The organism is Bacillus sp. ISL-46, from assembly GCF_018613205.1.
This window is the reverse complement of sequence record NZ_JAGGQR010000007.1, coordinates 28,117-48,323: the sequence shown is the minus strand read 5'-3', so window position 1 is coordinate 48,323 and position 20,207 is coordinate 28,117. Positions and strand designations below refer to the sequence as shown.

The 20,207-nt window shown below is 38.1% G+C and carries 24 protein-coding genes and 1 pseudogene; 9 read left to right on the top strand and 16 right to left on the bottom strand.

What is annotated here, in order from left to right; translation table 11 throughout:
• Positions 1–124, top strand: a 124-nt coding sequence (locus tag J7E67_RS03020) for a transposase (RefSeq protein ID WP_214730992.1), incomplete at its 5' end; no start/stop codon positions are given.
• A 146-nt stretch (positions 125–270) separates the two neighbouring features.
• Here J7E67_RS03020 and J7E67_RS03015 read toward each other — a convergent pair.
• Positions 271–765 carry a hypothetical protein gene (locus J7E67_RS03015; protein WP_214713085.1) on the bottom strand — a complete coding sequence of 165 codons (495 nt, stop codon included), beginning with the start codon at positions 763–765 and terminating at the stop codon, positions 271–273.
• Between the two features lie 258 nt (positions 766–1,023).
• Here J7E67_RS03015 and J7E67_RS03010 point away from each other — a divergent pair, with 258 nt between their 5' ends.
• Positions 1,024–1,224 carry an Ig-like domain-containing protein gene (locus tag J7E67_RS03010; protein ID WP_214730990.1) on the top strand — a complete coding sequence of 67 codons (201 nt, stop codon included), beginning with the start codon at positions 1,024–1,026 and terminating at the stop codon, positions 1,222–1,224.
• 371 nt (positions 1,225–1,595) lie between these two features.
• On the opposite strand, the gene J7E67_RS03005 is transcribed toward J7E67_RS03010, so the two are convergent.
• The 11 genes and pseudogenes from J7E67_RS03005 to J7E67_RS02960 all read right to left on the bottom strand — a co-directional run bounded on the left by J7E67_RS03005 (position 1,596) and on the right by J7E67_RS02960 (position 11,279).
• Complete coding sequence (locus tag J7E67_RS03005) at positions 1,596–1,739, bottom strand: YvrJ family protein (RefSeq protein ID WP_066248207.1); 144 nt, start codon at positions 1,737–1,739, stop codon at positions 1,596–1,598.
• A gap of 69 nt (positions 1,740–1,808) precedes the next feature.
• Positions 1,809–2,027, bottom strand: coding sequence for a DUF2922 domain-containing protein (locus J7E67_RS03000; RefSeq protein ID WP_214730988.1), 219 nt, complete (start codon positions 2,025–2,027; stop codon positions 1,809–1,811).
• A gap of 39 nt (positions 2,028–2,066) precedes the next feature.
• Positions 2,067–2,285: a DUF1659 domain-containing protein gene (locus J7E67_RS02995; RefSeq protein ID WP_214730977.1), complete on the bottom strand. Its 219-nt coding sequence runs from the start codon at positions 2,283–2,285 to the stop codon at positions 2,067–2,069.
• A 1,106-nt stretch (positions 2,286–3,391) separates the two neighbouring features.
• The gene (locus J7E67_RS02990) at positions 3,392–3,742 is read right to left on the bottom strand and encodes an InlB B-repeat-containing protein (protein ID WP_251026535.1); all 351 of its coding nucleotides are present in this window, start codon (positions 3,740–3,742) and stop codon (positions 3,392–3,394) included.
• 27 nt (positions 3,743–3,769) lie between these two features.
• Positions 3,770–3,856 (bottom strand): annotated as a pseudogene (locus J7E67_RS32220) (hypothetical protein); the annotation flags it as partial.
• A 471-nt stretch (positions 3,857–4,327) separates the two neighbouring features.
• A complete protein-coding gene (locus tag J7E67_RS02985; RefSeq protein WP_214730985.1) occupies positions 4,328–5,479 on the bottom strand; it encodes an asparaginase in 1,152 nt (383 codons plus the stop codon).
• Positions 5,480–6,053: 574 nt separating this feature from the next.
• A complete protein-coding gene (locus J7E67_RS02980) occupies positions 6,054–6,323 on the bottom strand; it encodes an excalibur calcium-binding domain-containing protein (RefSeq protein WP_168241120.1) in 270 nt (89 codons plus the stop codon).
• Positions 6,324–7,151: 828 nt separating this feature from the next.
• Positions 7,152–7,376 carry a hypothetical protein gene (locus tag J7E67_RS02975; protein WP_214730984.1) on the bottom strand — a complete coding sequence of 75 codons (225 nt, stop codon included), beginning with the start codon at positions 7,374–7,376 and terminating at the stop codon, positions 7,152–7,154.
• A complete protein-coding gene (locus J7E67_RS02970; RefSeq protein ID WP_214730983.1) occupies positions 7,373–8,587 on the bottom strand; it encodes a Ger(x)C family spore germination protein in 1,215 nt (404 codons plus the stop codon). Before J7E67_RS02970 ends, J7E67_RS02975 begins: the two co-directional genes overlap by 4 nt.
• Positions 8,571–9,689, bottom strand: coding sequence for a GerAB/ArcD/ProY family transporter (locus J7E67_RS02965; RefSeq protein WP_214730982.1), 1,119 nt, complete (start codon positions 9,687–9,689; stop codon positions 8,571–8,573). Before J7E67_RS02965 ends, J7E67_RS02970 begins: the two co-directional genes overlap by 17 nt.
• Positions 9,690–11,279: a spore germination protein gene (locus J7E67_RS02960; protein WP_214713075.1), complete on the bottom strand. Its 1,590-nt coding sequence runs from the start codon at positions 11,277–11,279 to the stop codon at positions 9,690–9,692. It lies immediately after the preceding gene.
• A gap of 206 nt (positions 11,280–11,485) precedes the next feature.
• On the opposite strand from J7E67_RS02960, the gene J7E67_RS02955 reads away from it, so the two are divergent.
• The 7 genes from J7E67_RS02955 to galU all read left to right on the top strand — a co-directional run bounded on the left by J7E67_RS02955 (position 11,486) and on the right by galU (position 16,563).
• A complete protein-coding gene (locus J7E67_RS02955; protein WP_214713074.1) occupies positions 11,486–12,343 on the top strand; it encodes a dimethylarginine dimethylaminohydrolase family protein in 858 nt (285 codons plus the stop codon).
• Between the two features lie 289 nt (positions 12,344–12,632).
• Positions 12,633–13,109, top strand: coding sequence for a DUF2975 domain-containing protein (locus J7E67_RS02950; protein WP_214713073.1), 477 nt, complete (start codon positions 12,633–12,635; stop codon positions 13,107–13,109).
• Between the two features lie 10 nt (positions 13,110–13,119).
• Complete coding sequence (locus J7E67_RS02945; RefSeq protein ID WP_088089997.1) at positions 13,120–13,341, top strand: helix-turn-helix domain-containing protein; 222 nt, start codon at positions 13,120–13,122, stop codon at positions 13,339–13,341.
• A gap of 54 nt (positions 13,342–13,395) precedes the next feature.
• Entirely contained in the window at positions 13,396–13,968 is a 573-nt protein-coding gene (locus J7E67_RS02940) for a hypothetical protein (protein WP_214730981.1), read from the top strand.
• A 48-nt stretch (positions 13,969–14,016) separates the two neighbouring features.
• Positions 14,017–14,382: a hypothetical protein gene (locus tag J7E67_RS02935; protein WP_214713070.1), complete on the top strand. Its 366-nt coding sequence runs from the start codon at positions 14,017–14,019 to the stop codon at positions 14,380–14,382.
• Between the two features lie 130 nt (positions 14,383–14,512).
• Positions 14,513–15,277, top strand: a complete 765-nt coding sequence (locus tag J7E67_RS02930; RefSeq protein ID WP_214713098.1) for a DUF817 domain-containing protein — start codon at positions 14,513–14,515, stop codon at positions 15,275–15,277.
• Positions 15,278–15,678: 401 nt separating this feature from the next.
• Positions 15,679–16,563, top strand: a complete 885-nt coding sequence (galU, locus tag J7E67_RS02925; RefSeq protein ID WP_214730979.1) for a UTP--glucose-1-phosphate uridylyltransferase GalU — start codon at positions 15,679–15,681, stop codon at positions 16,561–16,563.
• Between the two features lie 172 nt (positions 16,564–16,735).
• Here the strand turns inward: galU and J7E67_RS02920 are convergent, their stop codons facing one another.
• The 4 genes from J7E67_RS02920 to J7E67_RS02905 all read right to left on the bottom strand — a co-directional run bounded on the left by J7E67_RS02920 (position 16,736) and on the right by J7E67_RS02905 (position 18,958).
• A complete protein-coding gene (locus J7E67_RS02920; RefSeq protein ID WP_214713097.1) occupies positions 16,736–16,879 on the bottom strand; it encodes a YvrJ family protein in 144 nt (47 codons plus the stop codon).
• 69 nt (positions 16,880–16,948) lie between these two features.
• Positions 16,949–17,167, bottom strand: a complete 219-nt coding sequence (locus tag J7E67_RS02915) for a DUF2922 domain-containing protein (protein WP_098932548.1) — start codon at positions 17,165–17,167, stop codon at positions 16,949–16,951.
• An 84-nt stretch (positions 17,168–17,251) separates the two neighbouring features.
• Positions 17,252–17,470 carry a DUF1659 domain-containing protein gene (locus J7E67_RS02910; protein ID WP_214730977.1) on the bottom strand — a complete coding sequence of 73 codons (219 nt, stop codon included), beginning with the start codon at positions 17,468–17,470 and terminating at the stop codon, positions 17,252–17,254.
• A gap of 918 nt (positions 17,471–18,388) precedes the next feature.
• Positions 18,389–18,958: a DUF6241 domain-containing protein gene (locus J7E67_RS02905; protein WP_308161339.1), complete on the bottom strand. Its 570-nt coding sequence runs from the start codon at positions 18,956–18,958 to the stop codon at positions 18,389–18,391.
• Positions 18,959–20,207 lie beyond the last annotated feature (1,249 nt).

Genomic DNA, 20,207 nt, shown 5'->3' with positions numbered 1-20,207 from the left:
TGGTATGCGTTGGACAACCTTAAGAGGCTTAAAAAAATTGTCCATGCAAGCGATGCTTACTTTTGCTGCCATGAACTTGAAAAAGATGGCCAGCTGGACGTGGAAAGGTCCAGAATTGGCGTAATAATAGTCAAAGGATAGGTCTAAATTTTGCTCTTACGAGCAAAAATCCAATAAAAAGGCATCGAATGGGCTCATTCGAATGCCTTTTGTCTACAATCTGACTCAAACCATTACGATTGGTTTGAGTTTCTCTATTATAAGAATTATTTAAGGGATATATTGTTCTGTAATTTTAGTTACAATACCATTTTTTATTTCTATATGAAACGGAATTTGATGGTGCTTATCTCTCTGTTTTAAAAAGGTGATAAACTGACTTCTAGTTACTTTTTCGTTCCATTTGATTCCGTATAAACTTCGTGTCTGTAAGACATATTGGGCATTTTTTGAAATGGTAAAGGTACGTATCTTGGGATTAACGTTCCTAATCCAGTATCCATCTGGCGCATGATCCATTTCTTTACTGCATTTACAATCCTTTAAAAATTCTCTATCAGCGGCTTTTCCGAAATACCACTGTATATAATCAAATTTCGCCACCCATTTACCATGAACTTGTTGGAAAGAAGTAATATAGGTGGCTGCTTTATCCGTTGTGGGTTGAATTACTTTTGCATTTGCTTTTGAACTGGGTGAGGGCAGTAATAACAAAGTAAAAATTAATACAGGAAAGAATAGTTTAAAAACTCTTTGTAACTTCAATCGTAATTCCCCCTCTTATATATATCCTATAGTTAAAATATAAATGGTATAAATTAAAAACGGTGTCGATATAAGGGATAGCAGAAAATTAATTTTGAGAAAATAGTTGCTCCCTTTTTATCTAAGGCTTTCGAACTGTAATTTTATTGAACGGTCGGGGATTTTATGAATATATTCCTATCTTTTTACTGTAATTTGTAGAAAAAAGTCCATTTCCCCCTATGATATATTCATATAATTCCAAAAAGAGGAATTAGTATGGTAGAGAATGGGACAGCTTATTTTGAGGGTGTGATAAGACCAACAAATAAACTAATCACTTGGAGCAGCAACAACACAAAAGTGGCTACTGTTGACTCGAAAGGAAATGTCAAAGCTATTAAAGCGGGGTCAGCAGTCATTACTGCGACTACAAAAGATGGAGTCAAAAAAGCTTCCTTTGGTGTAACTGTTAAATAGTAGTGGAAACAGGGGGAAGGTTCTCCTGCTTCTTTTTCCAAGTAGGGGACATTTGCATAGAGGACAAATGAAAAGGGCTACTTAAATTATTAGAAACCCCTTCTTCTTATAAAAAGGATTTCTTTCATGTGAATAATATATGAAAAAATAGCAGGTAATATCATTTTCTAGAAAACAAGGAGAATATTTTACTATGAAAAAATTAGCAAAGGTTTTAATGGTTGGGACATTAACACTAAAACATTAAGTGCCTGTCACGACCCGGATTTTGTCGAAGATTGATAGGTTTTTAGCTTTTGGAAAATGAAAGAATAAAAACAAGAAACCACCATAGATCTACTTGATAATAGAGGCTAGGTGGTTTCTCTCTTTTAGGTTCGCTCCCTCATCCGCTCAGGAAGTGTCTGTATCGACTGGACAACCAAATCAAGCTTTGCTTCAATTCGGTAAAGCAAATAGAGCGTCACAACGATGGGGAATCCCACCTGGCTGATGATTGGAATCAACTGCTCCACTTTTCTCACCTCCTTACATTATTGATAAAAAGAGGCTGGGTTCATAATGAATCCGGCCTCTCACTTTTATTAGGCAATTACGTAATCCGTCACATTGCGGTCGATCACTCTTGCTCCTTTTGCAGCTACAAACTTGCCACTGCTAGTTGTGAAAACTTCAGATGCAATAATCTGCGCCATCGATAATTTTACGACTTCTTCATCGATTGGCTCTTTTGGGTTATCAACGGAAAGGCTCGCCGTCTTTCCAAACTCCGTGGCAAATTGCAATTCCAATGTTTTTGCCATTTCTTTCACCTCCCATCACTTTATTATTTTGTTAGACTATTAACCTAGAATTGCGATGCTATCATTCCGCTCCACTTTGTTCAGCGTGTCATTGCATAGAACAGCAACTGCTAGTGCAGCTTGCGATAATTGGTCCGCAGTAGCTGCCTTGGTGACATTGCTAAACGTTTTCGCTTTGAGGATGGGATTTCCATCGTCATCCATGCCCGCTTCAAATACGATGCGAAGCTTCGTTACTTCTAATAACGCTAGTGCCATTGTCTCTCACCACCTTTCACCATCTATATAGAAAAAAGTCGGTAAAAAGGTCAGGGTAGGGAGAAGAGAATTTTAAATAAATTGAAAAATGCCCTGGAGGATAGCGTCTCTTAGGGCATTTTAATAGAGTTTTCGAGATTTCGTAGACGATCCGCAAATAAAAGCTGTGAATCCGCAAATAAAAGCCAAATTTGCACAAATAAAACTAACTTTTAGACGGAGGAGGGAGCCTGGAGGGGGAAAATTAGCACAATGAGCAGCTTATCAGCGAATTATTGAAGGATATCAGCGAACTGGACCATTTTATCAGCGAAAATCCCACTTTTATCAGCGAAACTAGCATCTTATCAGCCCATGAATCTCCGAAGCTGCAAAGTAAGAACCCATAATTGTGTTATATTAATCTGAAGTTTGAGAGGGTTTCCAATTATTATCCAGCAAATGTCATAAGTTTTGGAAAATATGTAGTAAGTGCCTGAATATGTGTAATAAGAGTCGGAAAATATGTAGAAAGAATCCAGGTGCCTGTCACGTCCCGGAATTTGTCGAAGATTGCTAGGTTTTTAGATTGTTGAAAATGAAAGATAAAGACAAGAAACCACCTTTCCTCTACTTAATAGTAGAGGAAAGGTGGTTTCTCAAATTTATGCCCGCTCCCTCATCCAATTTGGTTCCTTTGAGAAAAATATGGGAATCATTGTATTTTCCGTCACTTTTTGATAATGCAATAAGGGGCAAGGGCACTTTTTAATTAGTGTCCCTTGCCCCTTATTCAGGTTATAGTCCAATTTTTAACTAAGCGATTCTTGTAATATTAAGGTCTAAACGAGATAACAGTTGTATAGGAGCTGTAGATTTTCTTACCGCTGACTATACGGTAGGCCCGAACTTTGTAGTAATAGTTCTTCCCTTTGTTAGTCTCGTATTTGTATAGCTTACCTGTGACCCAGATGTAAGGGTAGCAATCTTAGTGTAAGTTCCTGTCTTGGTTGTCGCACGAAACAGTTCATTGCCGCTTGCCTCGGTTTCTTTGCTCCAAGAAAGCTTAACTGAAGTGCTGCTGACTCTTGTTGCTTTAAGTGCAAATGGTGAAGAAAGAACCGGTTTTATACTTGTGGTACTTGAAAACGAACCATATACCTTTGTGCGACGGTATCGTATCCGGCTGAAATAGCTTTTACAGCTGTAGGAGTACTAGGATTTTTAATATATCGGGCACAGGCTTTCATGTTGGACTGAAGTGTGATCGGAAACTTGATTTTTGTTCGATAGCTTGAATCTGCATACCAGCCCAAAAACGTATAACCAGATTTGCTTGGATGCCCCGGATCGTTAATCGCAGATCCATACTCATTGGTTTGGGAAGAGTAAGTGTGCCCCACATCCAAGAAGGAAACCGTGTATAAATTTATCGTGTAATTTGCTGTTACCGTTACATCATATCTTATATCATTCAAATTTTGGTCCCAGTCTGTAAAGGTATAGCCAACCTTTGTGGGGCTATCGGGCGGCGTGTAGCTTTTGGCCGATCCAAGGCTCAGGTAACAGAAGAGTTTAAAGAAATGTATCATCGATGGAAAGCAGGAAAGATAACAGCAGTGAGGGCCATGCAGGAAGTAAGGCTAAAAAAGACGACCTTTTATAAACTTGTCAGGGAGTATGAAGAAGTAGCACAAGAATAAGTCTGAATAATAGGAAGAAACACGTCGAAAAAATTAGCATCTGCCAATGAGCAGATGCTGTTTTTACAAAAGGGGGAATACATTATCATATTTGCCAGTTTTTCAGATTTATATACATATATTTTTAAAAAGTTATAGCGTCGGATTATGTGTTAAGTCTCATTAAAAAATCATTATTAATACTCTCACACTAGCAAAATCAGGTCAATCTGTTGTGGATCTATGATTCAAACCATTTTTTCTAATGGGACACAATAGAATTAAGTCTCATGAGTTGTTATTTTTTTCAAAAGAAAAAGACCGAAAGAGTGGTATTATCCCCTACAGGTAGACAGTAACTTAGCTATGCTGAATCAAGCCTTAGTATTCGTTGAAATACTCTTGGATCTTGTTAGAGTCTTCGGTTTTGGTGAGTGCCAACATCAACAGGATACGAGCTTTTTGAGGGTTAATGTTGCCAGAATTGACGAAGTGGTTGTCTACGTCAATTTGTTCGTGAGTAACCATGCCTACTGGTACACGGGTGTCACGAACAACGACAACACCATTCTTCACAGCATCCTGCAGACCCGGAAGCGTTTTTTCATGGATAGAACCGTTACCTGTACCAGCGTGGATAATTCCCTTCGCACCGGCAGCAACCGTAGCGTCAACTATTACACGGTCATCATTGGCATGTGAATAAACAATATCAACACGATGCAGATTGTCTTCAGTAATCTTGCGAATGTCAAACTCGGACTCAGTGGTGTGCTTTTTAATTGGCAGGTTATAGAAATAGGGCTTACCGCCTTGTATATAGCCGAGGGAGCCGAGCTCCGGATTATTGAAGGCATCAACGTCGGTGGTATTAGTTTTAAATGTGTCGCGAGCGCTTCCAATCTTGTCATTCATGGTGATCAGGACGCCCTTGCCGCGAGCTTCTTTGGAACCAGCAAGTGCTACAGCGTTGTACAGGTTCAACGGACCGTCAGCAGAGATTGACGTAGAGGGGCGCATTGAACCAACCACGACGATCGGTTTATCAGAATGAACAGTCAGGTTGAGAAAGTAAGCCGTTTCCTCCATTGTGTCGGTACCGTGGGTGATGACAACACCGTCACACTTTGGATCATCCAATTCCTTTTGGACCTCCTTCGCCAGTTTGACCATTATGGCATTAGTGTTAGACGTACCAGAATCAATGCGTGATACCTGCTCAGTGGAAATGTTAGCAATATCCTTTATCGTAGGAACTGCTTCTATTAGTTGATTTGGGGTTAGGACGCCAGCCTGATAGCCGGTTGTTTGGGTAGAAGTAGAACCAGTTCCTGCGATGGTGCCACCCGTTGCCAGAATTTTAATGTTAGGTAATTTTTTCTCAACAGGATTGGCTGTATTAGATGTTGTAATCTGTTTAGCTTCAACAGGATGCGATGCACCAGTGTAACTTGAAGAGATGGTGATAATCCCGGTCGACATTAATGCTAGTGTGGTGATAGCAACTTTTTTCTTTGTAATTAGTTTCTTCATTAGAAATTCCTCCATATAACGTGTGATTGGTAAAAATAAAAGTGAAACTTCCATCAGTGGGATCTTACTGCCCGTTAATTCGGGATAAATCTTAGTAAGCGCTTTCGTTTTGTTCTAAAAAAGGATAATTTTAATTTATAATAAGAACTACTAAAAACTACAAAAACTCACAAAAAAATGAAAATTTAAAAAAAAGATTTTTTTAATACCAGTTAGTTCTTTGGGTTCTGGTGCAAAAACTTGAAGACAATTGCAAGTAATCTCTAAATCTTGAATACTTTTAGTCTCAGTGGAAGCATTACGAACTTGAAATTACTCTTTTCACAGTAAGGTGGTACTTACGGTACAACTTGAGGATGGCGGAAGAAGAGAAAGGGATCGAATTCGAACACGGAAGCGTGAGGCAATTGATTTGGCTCTACAAAACAGCACAACTTTCGGTCGGCCTTTTAGCCATCATTACGGTTTGGCGGTAACGAGTAACATATTCTCCAACGAAGAGAGCCACAATCTCTCAGAAAACAACCAAAAATAAAGGAGGACTGATCAGCCCTCCTTTTGATATGTATACCTATTATCGCTCACATGCAATAAAATCTTTATCCCGGTCACTTTTTTTATTAGCGTCATACAGCGCTTTTGAAACATATGGCTTGTACTTAGTTTTCCCACCCTTGTTTTTAACATTAGATGCTCTTGCCACTCCACCTTTGAAATCCTTATTCAAAGCAGTACAGTTTTGGTAAGTTTTAATCTTTACCTGTGCTTCCGCAGAATCAGTCAAACTGAAGGATAACCCCACAACTAATCCCAAAGATAGTAAAATAGTAAACAACTTTTTCATATTTTTCATACTCCTTATATTGAAATCTTATTTCCATAATAGGATATTATTAGGAAAATATCAATGCAAATATGCTGAGTTCCGGTACATTGGCACTACCTCACATAGTCCTATTTATCCCCGACAGACAGATCAGTATAAAGCATCCAATGAATCATCCTTGCTTTTATTCCTTAATTTTAATAACATTCTAGATTTTTTCCTCAAACTAAGTTACTAGAGGAAAATAAGCAACTAGTCACAATAATGGGTTTGGGCACTGACCCTGGTTCAGTAGCTAAACAAGGTTCCTTTTTAAAAGAGTCATGGTTGAAGACAGCCCTCGACATTCTTTTTATACTTTTAAAGGGATAAAGTCGGGAGTGGTGCGTGCTGAGGCCACTATTAATTAAACGTTTGTGTAGTAGGGAATGGACGGGCAAATAAAAGAATTATGTAAGTTTAATAGAAACCTATCTGATTTTGTGGAAAGTTGGGTTATTTCCTGCGGAATTTATTTCCGGTTCTCGACAATTATCATTCTTGCTTGGCAGGGAGGGTGTTTATAATTCAGTACTTATAACTGTTTTAACCAAACGTTTGAATAGTATAGCCTATATGGAATTTAGTCGAACAGCTGTCGATTCGTGACAAACGTGGTTTGGATGCTTTCTATCTCCTATAGCATATTGGAGTGTATTTGATTAGGGCATTAATCATCCCCTTATAACAAATAATAATAAAAATAATTCAACATTTTAAATAACAAAGGGAACTAAAAAAGGAGAAGAGTAGTCATCATCGGACAATTTCTCTTCTCCTTTTGTTGTGAAGTGTTCTACAACTTGATTATTCAATTAATTTCCCTAATGGCTTGTAGATTCTATCTACCAAATCGGAAGGTCCGGGCGTATCCGGGTAAAAGAGAAGAATGAAACTAAGAATCCACCCCATTGCCAGCAGGCATACAAAAACAATTTTCTCTTTTTTTTCCTTTGACTTTATTTTTGGCCATTCGTATAAAAACATGAGAGCTAAAACGATTGTAAACGCAAAAACAATCGCCCATTTCATATATCTTCCACCTCACTTTTCGGTACTGCAGGTGGATCAGTAGAAAGGCCTGGTCGTAGAATTTTAACATCAATATCATACTCTATTTCAACAGTTGGAAAAATTTCATCCCAATTTACTTTAGCTGATTGCCACTCTTTCGTGTATTTACGCTGAAAACTTCTATGAAAGTTAAAGATGTCCACATTCATTTCTTGTTGCACTTCTTCAACCGCTTCCTGTATTCTTTCTTCTATCTTTTCTTCAAATTTCCTTTCAAGCATCCTCATACTCTTAGGATCTCTTAAGTCCAAGGTGCTGGCATTTTGAATCACATCATCCTCTACTTTGCAATTAATCGTTATTTTCCATGTTTCATTTTCAATTCGCGGAATCAGCTTCGTATAGGAACGAATCATTTCACCTGTGACCTTGCCTTCCCCCTCTTCTACATCAACCGTGATGGTCGCAGATTTAATTTCATCTCTTACCCATAATAATCCCCTTGTGACTGATTCATCTAAGGTACCAACCATTTTATCTCCTTTAAACACGGCGGTACCGCTTAGCATCAATTGCGTTTTATCCTTCATTTTTCCTTCATCCTTTTTGGAGGAAATGCTTGTAACCATAGGCAATGCCGCTCCTCCTGTTTCACTTGCAAACATTTGCAGCAGTTCACTCATCGTAATATCCATTCCTATCTGAAACTGGGCTAATTCAGTAAGGGTCTCTGAGGAACTATTTTCTAAATGGGGCAGGCTTGAAATAAGATCCTTAGCCGTTCCTTCACTTACGAAAACATTGTTTCTTAATCGAGCTTCTGGTAATCGTGAAAAGAAGTCCATATGCTCTCGGATTCCTTTTTCCGCTAGTACTTCTCCAACTACGGTTGCAGAACCATGCCCCCAAAACAAGTTGCGAGCAATTTTTTGCTGCAGCTTCGATCTAGCTGCAGCCATTGTCTCACCAGTTGCAGATTCAACAAAGGATGTTCGTGAACCTGGAGCTCTTCCACCTTCCTTTATTGCCGCACTCATAGTCTCTGGTATAACTATTTCTACGGAAAGCTCAATTTCATTTTCATTATAGTAATCAATTCCTGTGCTTAGGACAATCGCCACATCATTAACTTCACGGCGATCCCAACATCCGGTAAGGAAAAAAAGTGTATGCCACATCAATACCATCACGAAGGTTTTACAAATCGTTTGATTAACTATTGAGTTCATCTTTTAATCCCTTCCTTTGTTCCACTCTTTTACGTACTAGAGTAATGATTAACAAAAGGGCAGGAAGGATTATTTGCAGCGATAGCATGTAAAAGACACTAGAAGTTCCAAGAAAACTCTTTAATTCTGTCAGATTAGGGGCAGACCACCGAGCGAATAAAATTAAAAGGAAGCCAAGTGGAAATACAATGGGTTTGTAATTGGAAAGCTTTAGCCATTGAGCGGTGCCTAGTGCCAAAGCATAAAAAAATACAGAAATTTTTATAAAAGTTCCTAATACCCATAGTGCCATTACAATCGATTCCAAGTGTTGAAAAAATTTCGCTATACTAACGTATTTTCCTGCATTCATTACCGGATAACTTAAATCGGCAGTTATTTCACCAAATATACAAAGGGCTGCCAAATTGGTTAGAACCATAATAAATACTACGCTGAGTACGGAAAGGTTTCCCCATAATAATCCTTTTTTCTGATCCGATAAATAAGGTAGAAAAAAGGCGATAAGAATATATTCGCTAAACCAGGATGCTGGAGAGGCTGCTCCTAAAAAGGAAGGCTTGAGACCTTTTTCCAGTATAGGGAGCATATTGGTTAGATCCAAATCCTTGATTAGGAAAAGGACAAGCGTCAACCAGAGTAATATCACAATAGGGACAAAATGCTGCGCCGCTCTAGCGATCGTTTCTAATCCGCCGCGGACAGCAAAAGCGCAAACGAGTGTCATACTTCCTAAAATGACCATCTGAGGGGTCTGAAACAAAAAGTTACCCGAGATAAACTCTCCATATTCTCTTATCACAATGCCATTTATATGTAAGTATAAAAATAGATATAAAAAACCAATGATCTTTCCAGGGATATTTCCAATAATACGTTTACTATATTCAATAATTGTTTCTCTTGGATAGTGTTTATGTAATTCATAAGCAATCCATACAGCCAAAAAACCAAAGAAGGAACCCCAAACAGGGGATATCCACATATCACGCTCTGCTTTGGCTGCTGTAATCGAAGGAAGGATCAGTAGAGCGGTAGCCAAGATGGTAGGATGCATCATGATGGCCAGTTGAAAAGATGAAATTTTCCCTTTTTCAATCATTTATTCACCCCCATGAGTTGGGCCTGGTTTTTGACCAGGAGCTTGACGGTACTTGTTATAATCCCCTGTCAAATGAGGGCGGGAAGAATAAGCCCACCTTGGAAGTCTAAAAAATACATCTTTCATTTCGCTTCCCTTCATCGGTGCAATGGGAGACAAATACGGTACCCCAAAAGAACGTAATGTGCATAAGTGGGTAACAATCATAATGACCCCCAGCATAATTCCCAATAATCCTAACGTTCCTGCTAGGATAAGCATGGGAAAGCGCAGCAATCTAAGAGCCATTCCAGCATTATATCTAGGGATGCCAAACGAAGCGATTCCTGTTACAGCAACAACCATTACCATAGGGGCAGAAACAATTCCTGCTTCAACTGCTGCCTGTCCAATCACTAGTGCTCCGACAATACTTACAGCTGCCCCCATCTGTTTGGGCAATCGAATTCCAGCTTCTCTTAAAATCTCAAACATAATCTCCATCGAAATTGCTTCGATTAAGGCGGGAAATGGGATGGGTTCACGTGACGCTGCCATACTGATTAAAAGTGCAGTTGGAACCATTTCATGATGATACGATAAAACGGCTACATATAAAGAAGGGAGCAAAAGCGAAATGACGATAAATAAAAAACGAAGCCAGCGGATAAATGTACTTATAATTGGACGTTGATAATAATCTTCTGAAGCTTGCATCAGAGAATAGAACGTGGTTGGAGCAACCAGTACAAAAGGAGTGCCATCTGTTATAATCGCAACATGTCCTTCCAATAAATAGGATGAAATAACATCCACCCGTTCCGAATTTAATACTTGGGGAAAAGGAGAATACGGATTATCCTCAATAAATTCCTCAATATACTCGCTTTCCAATATCCCATCGACATCAATTCGATTTAGGCGATTTTCAACCTCCGTGATGAGATTCTGATCTGCTACTCCATCAATATAAGCTACTGCTACACTTGTTTTGGTTAATCTGCCTATTGTGGTTTTTTTTATTTTTAACGTTGGACTTTTGATTTTACGTCGAAGGAGAGCAATATTAACCCCGATGGATTCGATGAATCCTTCGCGTGGTCCCCGTATTACTGATTCAGCAGATGGTTCCTCAATTGCCCTTTTTTCCCATTTTGCTAAACCGACAGAAAATCCTTCACCTTTTTGGTCTATAAGAATGACAGGGTTTCCTGATGAAATTTGATCAATCACATCTGTATATGTTTCTACAGTACTAATATTAGAATTAGAAATCTTTTGTTTCAGATTAGAGGAAGTATTTTCAGAATTTTGCTCTCCAGATTCCTTCAAAAGTGGGGAAAGGATAGTATCGTTAATCCCTTCTACATCCGTTAAGCCTTCAATGTAAATTAACACTGCTTTCTCTTTTCCTTCTATTAAGAAGGAGTGAAAAATAACATCGGGACAATTCTCATAAATGGAATTTAGATTAGTAATATTTTCATTCAAATCATCTAATAGAACATCTTCTGGTTTTGATGATGGAGCTTTATTTTCTTTAGAGTCAGTAGATGTTTGATTTTGAAATAATGATTGAATTTTTTTAGGCTTTCTCCACTTACTACGCATCTACAACAATCTCCTAATGTACCAACATTGTTTTTTTATTATGTTTTAAAAAAACAAAAATATGCACATTTTGGTAATTTTATCCTCCGCTAAATCACTCATTAAAGACCCTATGATGCAAAGAGATTTCCTATTGTCTCTGTTTGTAAATATTAACGATAGATTAGGAAAACCTAATTAAAAAGAGAACGCAGGAGGGCAGCAAAATGGCAGAAATCCCAAAGACAAACAACAAGACTTTTTGCATGAGTGAATACGATGTATTAAAACGAGTAATCCTTTGTCAGCCTCAATATATGACGATCCGCGAAGTAATTAATGAAACGCAAGAGCATTTTAAGAATGAAGGTATCCATATTGAACGCGCGCTTGAGCAGCACAGTAAATTTGTCAAAACGCTAAAGCAGAATGGCATCGAAGTTATTTTATTGCCTTATCATAAAAAATATCCTGAACAGGTCTTTACCCGGGATATTGGTTTTACTCTAGGGCAAACAATCTTTGTTGCTAATATGGCAACGGATGTTCGCGCAGGGGAGGAAAACGTTTTAAAACAATGGCTGGAGGATGAAGAAATCTCTTATTATAATTTAGCCGAGGAACGAATTGAGGGCGGAGATGTTGTGATTGATCGGGAAACAATTTATGTGGGGCTCAGCAATCGGACGGACCAAAAAGCTGCTGAGCAATTACAGCGTCTTTTGAATCAATTCAATATCATTCCCATCTCTTTTAAAGCAAAATACCTGCATCTGGATTGTATATTTAATGTCGTTTCTCCTGATGTGGCCCTTATTTACCCAAATGCCTTAACGAAAAAAGACATCGAGCTTTTTGCTTCACGTTATGAATTAATTGAAGTTTCGGAAGAAGAACAATTTCAATTAGGTACAAATGTATTGAGTATCGGGAACAAACGGGTATTAAGTCTGCCGGTCAACGAAAAGGTAAACAAGCAGCTTCGTAACCGAGGATTTCAAGTGATTGAAGTGGATATTACGGAAATCATTAAATCTGGTGGCTCCTTCCGTTGTTGTACTCTTCCTATCTTACGAGAAACTTAAAATAATCATATAAAAATGACCATATAAACAACCCACAAGCCCGTAAAGGGTGAGGTTGTTTATATAGTCATAAGATACATAATTTAGCTTTTTACGTTTTAACCTGGGAGTACGTGAATAGTGTGAATTTATAGAGCATTTCTTTGTGATGAGGAATGTTTTTTATTTTTGTCTAAAATTAATATTTGTTTATCGATAAAAATATTATAAAAAATAATAAAAGTTTATTGAAAATCAATAAATAATGTGTTAAATTTCAAATAGACAATAAATATGTGAGGTGCTTTTTATGAAACGAGGGTCAACACTATTTTTAAGGATGGCTGTTTTTCTTATTGGAACTCCAGTTCTAGCTTTGTGTATATTTGGGTTGCCTTGGTTAGCTAAGAATTCAGTAAATCCAGATTATGCCCATATCCTATATCCCATTTTAATAGGTATGTATGTATCAGTAATCCCGTTTTTCGTTGCATTGTATCAGGCTCTTAAACTTTTAAGCTATATTGACAAGAACCAAGCTTTCTCTGAATTGTCTGTTAAAGCTCTAAAGAATATTAAAATCTGTGCAATGACAATCAGTGGTTTGTTTGTGGTAATTTTGCCATTTGTTTATCTCGTAGCAGATCTAGACGATGCCCCAGGTCTCATCATAATCGGAATGGTCCCTATCTTTGCTTCAATAGTAATCGCAGTATTCGCTGCTGTTCTTCAAAGACTTTTACAAGAAGCGATTGATATAAAATCGGAAAATGACTTAATCGTTTGAGGTGATAACAATGGCAATGATAATCAATATTGATGTGATGCTGGCGAAAAGGAAAATGAGCGTAACAGAACTCTCGGAAAGGGTTGGAATCACGATGGCTAACCTTTCTATATTGAAAAATGGAAAGGCAAAAGCAATTAGGCTTTCAACTTTAGAAGCGATTTGTAAGGCTTTAGAATGTCAGCCTGGAGATATTTTAGAATACCGAAGTGATGAAGACATCCAAGATTAATAAGGCATTGTGAACAAAAGGACGAAACGTCCAAATTCATCATTAAAGGAGGACATGTATGAGCAACGAACCTATCATCAGCTTGAGTCATGTGACCAAACGGATTGGCCGGACCACCATCATCGACGATCCAAGTATATCTCTTTTCTGTTGTTCAGCATGCTGTTGTTACTCACTCTGTTTGTCATATCCGTCGCGGTCACCGGAATCTTATACGGCTTTGGATACATGGATCTACCGTTGATCAGCATGACTGCGGAAGGGCAAATCGTCGAAAGGAATATGGTCCTCAATCTGTGGAAAACGTATATGCTGGGCGGTGTATCCACGGTCATGTACGTAACCATGGCCTTTATGATTTCATCCGCCTTCCGAAGCAGCGCGATGGCTATCGGGTTTTCCATCGGCGCTTTGTTTGCGGGTAATATTGTTCTGGAGGCACTGCAGCGGTTCGATTGGAGCAAGTACCTGTTGTTCGCCAACACCGATCTCACGCAGTACCTGACCGGACGTCCTTTCCAAGAAGGAATGACATTGTCCTTTTCCATCGGAGTGCTCGCTGTCTATTTCCTCGTGTTCAATCTGATTTCCTGGCTCCTTTTTACACGTAGAGACGTGGCGGCCTAAGCTTGCCGATTATATAACAATTAAGATTCACCAAGGAAGTGATTCAAATTGATAAAAAATATTAGCCTTATAACTGATAACATAAAAGATTTTTCATTACAAAATATAGAGTTTATTGTTGGATTCCTTTTGAACTTTCAAAATAGGTCTTTTGAAGACAATTGTGTACTCGACATAGATTTTATTATTAAGGATAAAGAAAAACAATATATTGCCTGCTTTCGCTTCTACAACCCTAAGAGTATCAATTTTGAAAGTGGGGGTATCTATCATCAAATGTCAATCGAGATTTACGATATAAGGGATAGAGGTTGGGGAAATAAGAAATATGAAGTGATAGACTACGAAGATGATACCTTACACTTTTATTGTTCAGACATTGAAATTATTTCTTTAAGAGAACTCAATAAGTAATTTAGTCCTATTTAGCTATCATGAAAATAATCTTCTGAAATTCTGATGAATCAAATTCATAAAAGGGGATTTACTAATGAATTTAACCATTCAAAATTATTCTCAGAAAAAACCTTTGAGGGTACAAATCATGAGAGCAATAAAACAACTCGTTCGTTTTGGTTGGGAGCAGGCCCTATCATGTTTGTTTCCTGTGATTATTTTTGCCTCTTTGGCTTTTACACAAATCATGCCACTTCCCTACCTGCCACGGTATGACTGGCTGCTCATCATCTGCCTTCTGATGCAGTGTTGGATGGTGCGTTCTGGGCTTGAAACACGGGATGAACTAAAGGTTATCACATTGTTCCATCTTATTGGTCTTGCTCTTGAACTTTTCAAGGTACATATGGGCTCCTGGTCTTATCCAGAGGAAGGATATTTCAAAATTTTTGGAGTGCCTTTGTATAGCGGATTCATGTACGCAAGTGTAGCGAGTTTTCTTTGCCAGGCATGGAGGAGGCTTAAGGTTGAACTGATTAAGTGGCCGCCGTTTTTGGTAGTTGTACCTCTTGCAGCTGCGATTTATTTGAATTTTTTCACCCACCATTATTGGATTGACTTTCGTTGGTGGTTATCTGGCCTTGTTATTATCGTCTTTTGGCAATCATGGGTCACATACGAGGTTGATGGAACTCGTTACCGTATGCCGCTCGCACTTTCCTTTGTGCTCATCGGATTTTTTATATGGATAGCCGAAAATATCGCAACGTTTTTTGGAGCGTGGAAATATCCAAACCAAACCGATGCATGGAGTCTCGTTCATCTAGGAAAGGTGAGTTCATGGCTCTTATTAGTGATTGTTAGCTTTCTAATAGTAGCGACGTTAAAGCAGGTTAAGGGGAAAATTCCATAAATTTTGTGCCTGTCACGCCCCGAACTTTGTCGAGGATTGATAGGTTTTTAGAGTGGTGGAAAGTGATAGAATAGAGTTGCAACTGAATATTGTTAGGGTGGTTGGTTGTCGCGCTACTTTCCGTTTTGGAATAATTTTTGCATATTTTTCTTATGATTTAAAAGGATTTTTGATTTTTTTGTAGTAATTTAGTAAGTAACCAGTATTTTAGACTCCGAAAATCTTCTGTTTAATCTAGAAGGTCGAGAACTACTGTCATTTCTCCCTCATCAAACTTCAAACAGGTACCATCCAGGGAATTTCCGATTTCCTAAGTTGCTTGGGATCAAATAGTATGAAAGATTATAATCTCTAAACCCTCTGTTATTTATACAGAAAAATAATAAAAAGGTGGCGTGAGAATGAAACGAGTACGGAAGGCGATTATTCCGGCTGCTGGACTTGGAACAAGATTCCTACCTGCGACAAAGGCAATGCCTAAGGAAATGTTGCCGATTATTGATAAACCAACGATTCAATATATTGTTGAAGAAGCAGTAGCTTCAGGGATTGAAGATATTATTATTGTTACCGGTAAAGGGAAACGAGCGATTGAAGACCATTTTGATATTGCACATGAATTAGAGCAAAATCTATTGGAAAAGAAAAAGTTAGATATACTTGAAAAAGTACGCTATGCTACTAATCTTGCGGATATTCATTATATTCGTCAGAAGGAACCCAAGGGGCTAGGACATGCAGTTTGGTGTGCTCGTAACTTTATAGGGGATGAGCCGTTTGCGGTTCTCCTCGGTGATGATATTGTTCAAAGTGAGACTCCTTGTTTAAAACAGCTTATTAATATATATGAAGAAACGCATTCGTCAGTTATTGGTGTACAGTCCGTTCCAGATGATGAGACACATCGGTATGGAATTGTTGAACCTTTGGATCAGGTGGGTAGAAGGTATCAAGTAAATAATTTGGTTGAAAAGCCTAAGGCTGGAACTGCCCCTTCTAATCTAGCCATTTTGGGACGGTATATACTAACTCCAGAGATATTCATGTTTTTGGAACAGCAAGAAACTGGGGCTGGTGGAGAGATTCAGTTGACGGATGCGATTCAGAAGTTGAATCAGATTCAACGGGTGTTTGCTTATGATTTTGAGGGTAAGAGGTATGATGTAGGAGAAAAGAGTGGGTTTGTGAAGACAACCATAGAATTTGCTCTGCAGGAGCCTAATTTACGTAAAGAAATTCTCGCTTTTATGGAAGAAATAATCAAGGTGGAAAAGTTTAAAATATAATTAACCCTTCCGATTGAGCTGGATAAAATCATGATTTGTAGAAGAGATCATGGGGACTGTTGTTGTTGTTTTTGCTGTTGCCTGTCACCACCCGAGTTTTGTCGGAATTTGTTTAAGACAAAAAAACCACCTTGGATCTACTTGATAGTAGAGGCCAGGTGGTTTCTCTTTTTTATGCCCGCTCCCTCATCCGCTCAGGAAGTGTCTGTATCGACTGGACGACTAAATCAAGCTTTGCTTCAATTCGGTAAAGCAAATAAAGCGTCACAACGATGGGGAATCCCACCTGGCTGATGATTGGAATCAACTGCTCCACTTTTCTCTCCTCCTTCCACTTGTTATAAAAAGAGGCTGGGTTCATCATGAATCCGGCCTCTCACTTTTATTAGGCAATCACGTAATCTGTCACATTGCGGTCGATCACTCTTGCTCCTTTTGCAGCTACAAACTTGCCACTGCTAGTTGTGAAAACTTCAGATGCAATAATCTGCGCCATCGATAATTTGACGACTTCTTCATCAATCGGCTCTTTTGGGTTATCAACGGAAAGGCTTGCCGTCTTTCCGAATTCAGTAGTAAATTGCAATTCCAATGTTTTTGCCATTTCTTTCACCTCCAATCACTTGGGTATTTCGCTAGACTATTAACCTAGAATCGTGGAGCTGACATTTCGTTTCACTTTAGACTATTAACCTAGAATTGCGATGCTATCATTCCGCTCCACTTTGTTTAGCGTGTCATTGCATAGAACTGCAACTGCTAGTGCCGCTTGCGATAGTTGGTCTGCGGTAGCAGCCTTTGTGACATTGCTAAACGTTTTTGCTTTGAGGATGGGATTTCCATCGTCATCCATGCCCGCTTCAAATACGATGCGAAGCTTCGTAACCTCTAATAATGCTAGTGCCATTGTCTCTCACCACCTTTCACCTTCTATATAGAAAAAAGTCGGCAAAAAGGACAGGGTAGGGAGAAGAGAATTTTAAAAAAATTGAAAAATGCCCTGGAGAGGATAGCGTCTCCCAGGGCATTTTAATAGAGTTTTCGAGATTTCGTAGACGATCCGCAAATAAAAGCTGTGAATCCGCAAATAAAAGCAGTGGATCCGCAAATAAAAGCCAAATTTGCACAAATAAAGCTAACTTTTAGGCGGAGGAGGGAGCCTGGAGTGGGAAAATTAGCACAATGAGCAGCTTATCAGCGAATTATTGAAGGATATCAGCGAACTGGACCATTTTATCAGCGGAAAACCGACTTTTATCAGCGAAACTAGTATTTTATCAGCCAATGAATCTCCGAAGCTGCATAGTAAGGACCCATTATTGTGTTATATTAATCTGAAGTTTGAGGCGATTCCAATTATTATTCGGTAAATGTCGTAAGTTTTGGAAAATATGTAGTAAGTGCCTAAATATATGTAATAAGAGTCGGAAAATATGTAGTAAGAGTCAAAAAATATGTAATAAGAAGCAATAATTACGAAATAAGGATCTGAAGTTTGAGAGGATTACTCATGGAGGAGCTCGTTAATATGATATTTTGTGTAAAGTTACACTTCAATAGTTGAGCATATATGATTTATTAAACGACTTGACCCTTCAATGGGCGAATTTTTGAGTTTTATGAGCGAATCTTCGAGTTTTATGGGCGGATTTTGGGCTTTAATGAGCGAATTTAACCATTTTATGGGCGAATTTAGAAGCAATAGCTTATTAGTAAGAAACTAAATTTCCATGCCTGTCACTCCCCGGATTTTGTCGAAGATTGATAGGTTTTTAGAGAACTAGAAATAACAGAATGAAGTTGTAACTGAATATTGAAGCTCCCATTAGTGCTGGGAGCTTACTTCACGTACAATATCTTCTTCGAAGTTATTCTGGATGAACGTTTCTTCTTCTGATTTGCTCATAATTCCATAAGCTTTACCGATCGTCCCGCCTTGGTATGTCCAGAAATAATTGTGGTCATCATCTACTTCAGAAAAAATGCCTTTTTTCCATTTATCTAAAATGGCTAGCAAATCATCTTTTTGTTCGAACTCACTGTTCTCCACAATGTCATAAACTTGATTAATTGTATCGGGAATCATAGGAATGGCCCCCCATTTTTCTTTCGCTTTCACTTTTTGATGTGTCATCTTGTGCATCACTTCAATAACCGCATCTTGTGAACTACTGTCATCAATCCCAATATCATATTGAACTCCGCCAATTTTGGCTGTCTGTTGCTTGTCTACTTCCTTTTTCTCATTATTGACCGTATCTTGAACAGCTTTCGCTTCTACTTTCTCTTGTTTTTTTCCAGATTCGGCTCCATTGTCGACCGGTTTAAATCCTCCGTATTTTACGCCTATTAAAACAGCCAAAATAATACCAGTTACGATTAATACTATTTTCACTTCATCTCCCCCTGTTTTACTAGATAGCTCTAATTTAACAAAGAATTCAGAATTCATCTAGCTTATTTAATTTACATAATCATTTCAAACAAGACAGATGTCGACACTTTTTCTGAATTTGGATTTAAACGTATACCGAATGTTTTTTGCGCTTTCTGGAGGAATAGAAAAATTAATCGTTAAATATAAAAGACCATATTTTATTAATTCCTAATGATCTATTACATTAATAATATAAGGTTCATATTCATCTAGGAGCTTTTAAATTCATACCATACTATAACAGAGCCGAAATATGTTTGTCGGTCATGGGGAATGGCAAATTACGGAGGTTACAACTGCCTAAAATTATCTTTCTCCGTAATCCTCGACAGACGAGGCAATGGGCTCCCTGTAATTATTCTTATTCTTACAATTAGTCTGTTTAAGAATCGTCGAATGACTAAAGGGAGTAACTTTATTGAGCTTGAAGTGAGGTGAGCATGTTAATCACATATTTACCTTAATGGTAAAAAATAATTTAAAATATTGACAATAGTCTGTAAATAATTTATTTTTATATATGGGGAACAAAGTTATCTAAAAGTGAAAAAAACCTCTCTTTATTTGAAAGTAGGTGATGACATGAAGAAATTTCTAATGGTAATTGAAAGAAAACCTTCTTTTACAGGAAATTGAATACCAGGGCATCGTGAATTTCTACAGGAATTGATAAAGAACGAAGTATTAGTTATGGCTGGAGGATTTGCTAACCAAACAGGTGGAGCATACGTTTTACAGTCCCCTACGTTTATAAGAGGCTGAGATACTAGTAGGTAATGACTCGATGAATCAAGAGGAGGAGTGTAATTACAGCATTAAAGAGTGGACTGTTAACTTGTAGTCTAGTCTAGCAAATCAAATACATAAACAACAAAAGGGAAATATACCATGAAATTAATCACCTTTAGCCATGCTGGATTTACACACCTTGGAGCAGTTACGTCCGATAAATAAGTAGTAGACTTAAACTTTATGCCTACCAAGCTCCTCTTGAGAGCAAGGAAAATCTTCGAGCAGAATTAATGTACCAGCAGACATGAAGGGGATTCTTAAAGGTGAAAATGAAAGCCTTTTCTTACTGTAGGAAGTAGTTGGCTTCGCCACTAATCATCGCAGTGAATTTAAACACAAACGTATACATACTTTTAACGATTGATGGTTGAAAAACCATATGGATAAAGATTTCCAATTCGTTGATCGATTCCAT

Coding starts and splice junctions, on each gene's coding strand:
- J7E67_RS02975 (WP_214730984.1), bottom strand. CDS start 7,376: ATGAAATGGGCGATTGTTTTTGCGTTTACAATCGTTTTAGCTCTCATG.
- J7E67_RS02955 (WP_214713074.1), top strand. CDS start 11,486: ATGGCAGAAATCCCAAAGACAAACAACAAGACTTTTTGCATGAGTGAA.
- J7E67_RS02980 (WP_168241120.1), bottom strand. CDS start 6,323: ATGAAAAAGTTGTTTACTATTTTACTATCTTTGGGATTAGTTGTGGGG.
- J7E67_RS02970 (WP_214730983.1), bottom strand. CDS start 8,587: ATGAACTCAATAGTTAATCAAACGATTTGTAAAACCTTCGTGATGGTA.
- J7E67_RS03010 (WP_214730990.1), top strand. CDS start 1,024: ATGGTAGAGAATGGGACAGCTTATTTTGAGGGTGTGATAAGACCAACA.
- J7E67_RS02910 (WP_214730977.1), bottom strand. CDS start 17,470: ATGGCACTAGCATTATTAGAGGTTACGAAGCTTCGCATCGTATTTGAA.
- J7E67_RS02915 (WP_098932548.1), bottom strand. CDS start 17,167: ATGGCAAAAACATTGGAATTGCAATTTACTACTGAATTCGGAAAGACG.
- J7E67_RS03000 (WP_214730988.1), bottom strand. CDS start 2,027: ATGGCAAAAACATTGGAATTGCAATTTGCCACGGAGTTTGGAAAGACG.
- galU (WP_214730979.1), top strand. CDS start 15,679: ATGAAACGAGTACGGAAGGCGATTATTCCGGCTGCTGGACTTGGAACA.
- J7E67_RS02985 (WP_214730985.1), bottom strand. CDS start 5,479: ATGAAGAAACTAATTACAAAGAAAAAAGTTGCTATCACCACACTAGCA.
- J7E67_RS02930 (WP_214713098.1), top strand. CDS start 14,513: ATGAGAGCAATAAAACAACTCGTTCGTTTTGGTTGGGAGCAGGCCCTA.
- J7E67_RS02945 (WP_088089997.1), top strand. CDS start 13,120: ATGGCAATGATAATCAATATTGATGTGATGCTGGCGAAAAGGAAAATG.
- J7E67_RS02950 (WP_214713073.1), top strand. CDS start 12,633: ATGAAACGAGGGTCAACACTATTTTTAAGGATGGCTGTTTTTCTTATT.
- J7E67_RS02995 (WP_214730977.1), bottom strand. CDS start 2,285: ATGGCACTAGCGTTATTAGAAGTAACGAAGCTTCGCATCGTATTTGAA.
- J7E67_RS02960 (WP_214713075.1), bottom strand. CDS start 11,279: ATGCGTAGTAAGTGGAGAAAGCCTAAAAAAATTCAATCATTATTTCAA.
- J7E67_RS02940 (WP_214730981.1), top strand. CDS start 13,396: ATGTATGAGCAACGAACCTATCATCAGCTTGAGTCATGTGACCAAACG.
- J7E67_RS02965 (WP_214730982.1), bottom strand. CDS start 9,689: ATGATTGAAAAAGGGAAAATTTCATCTTTTCAACTGGCCATCATGATG.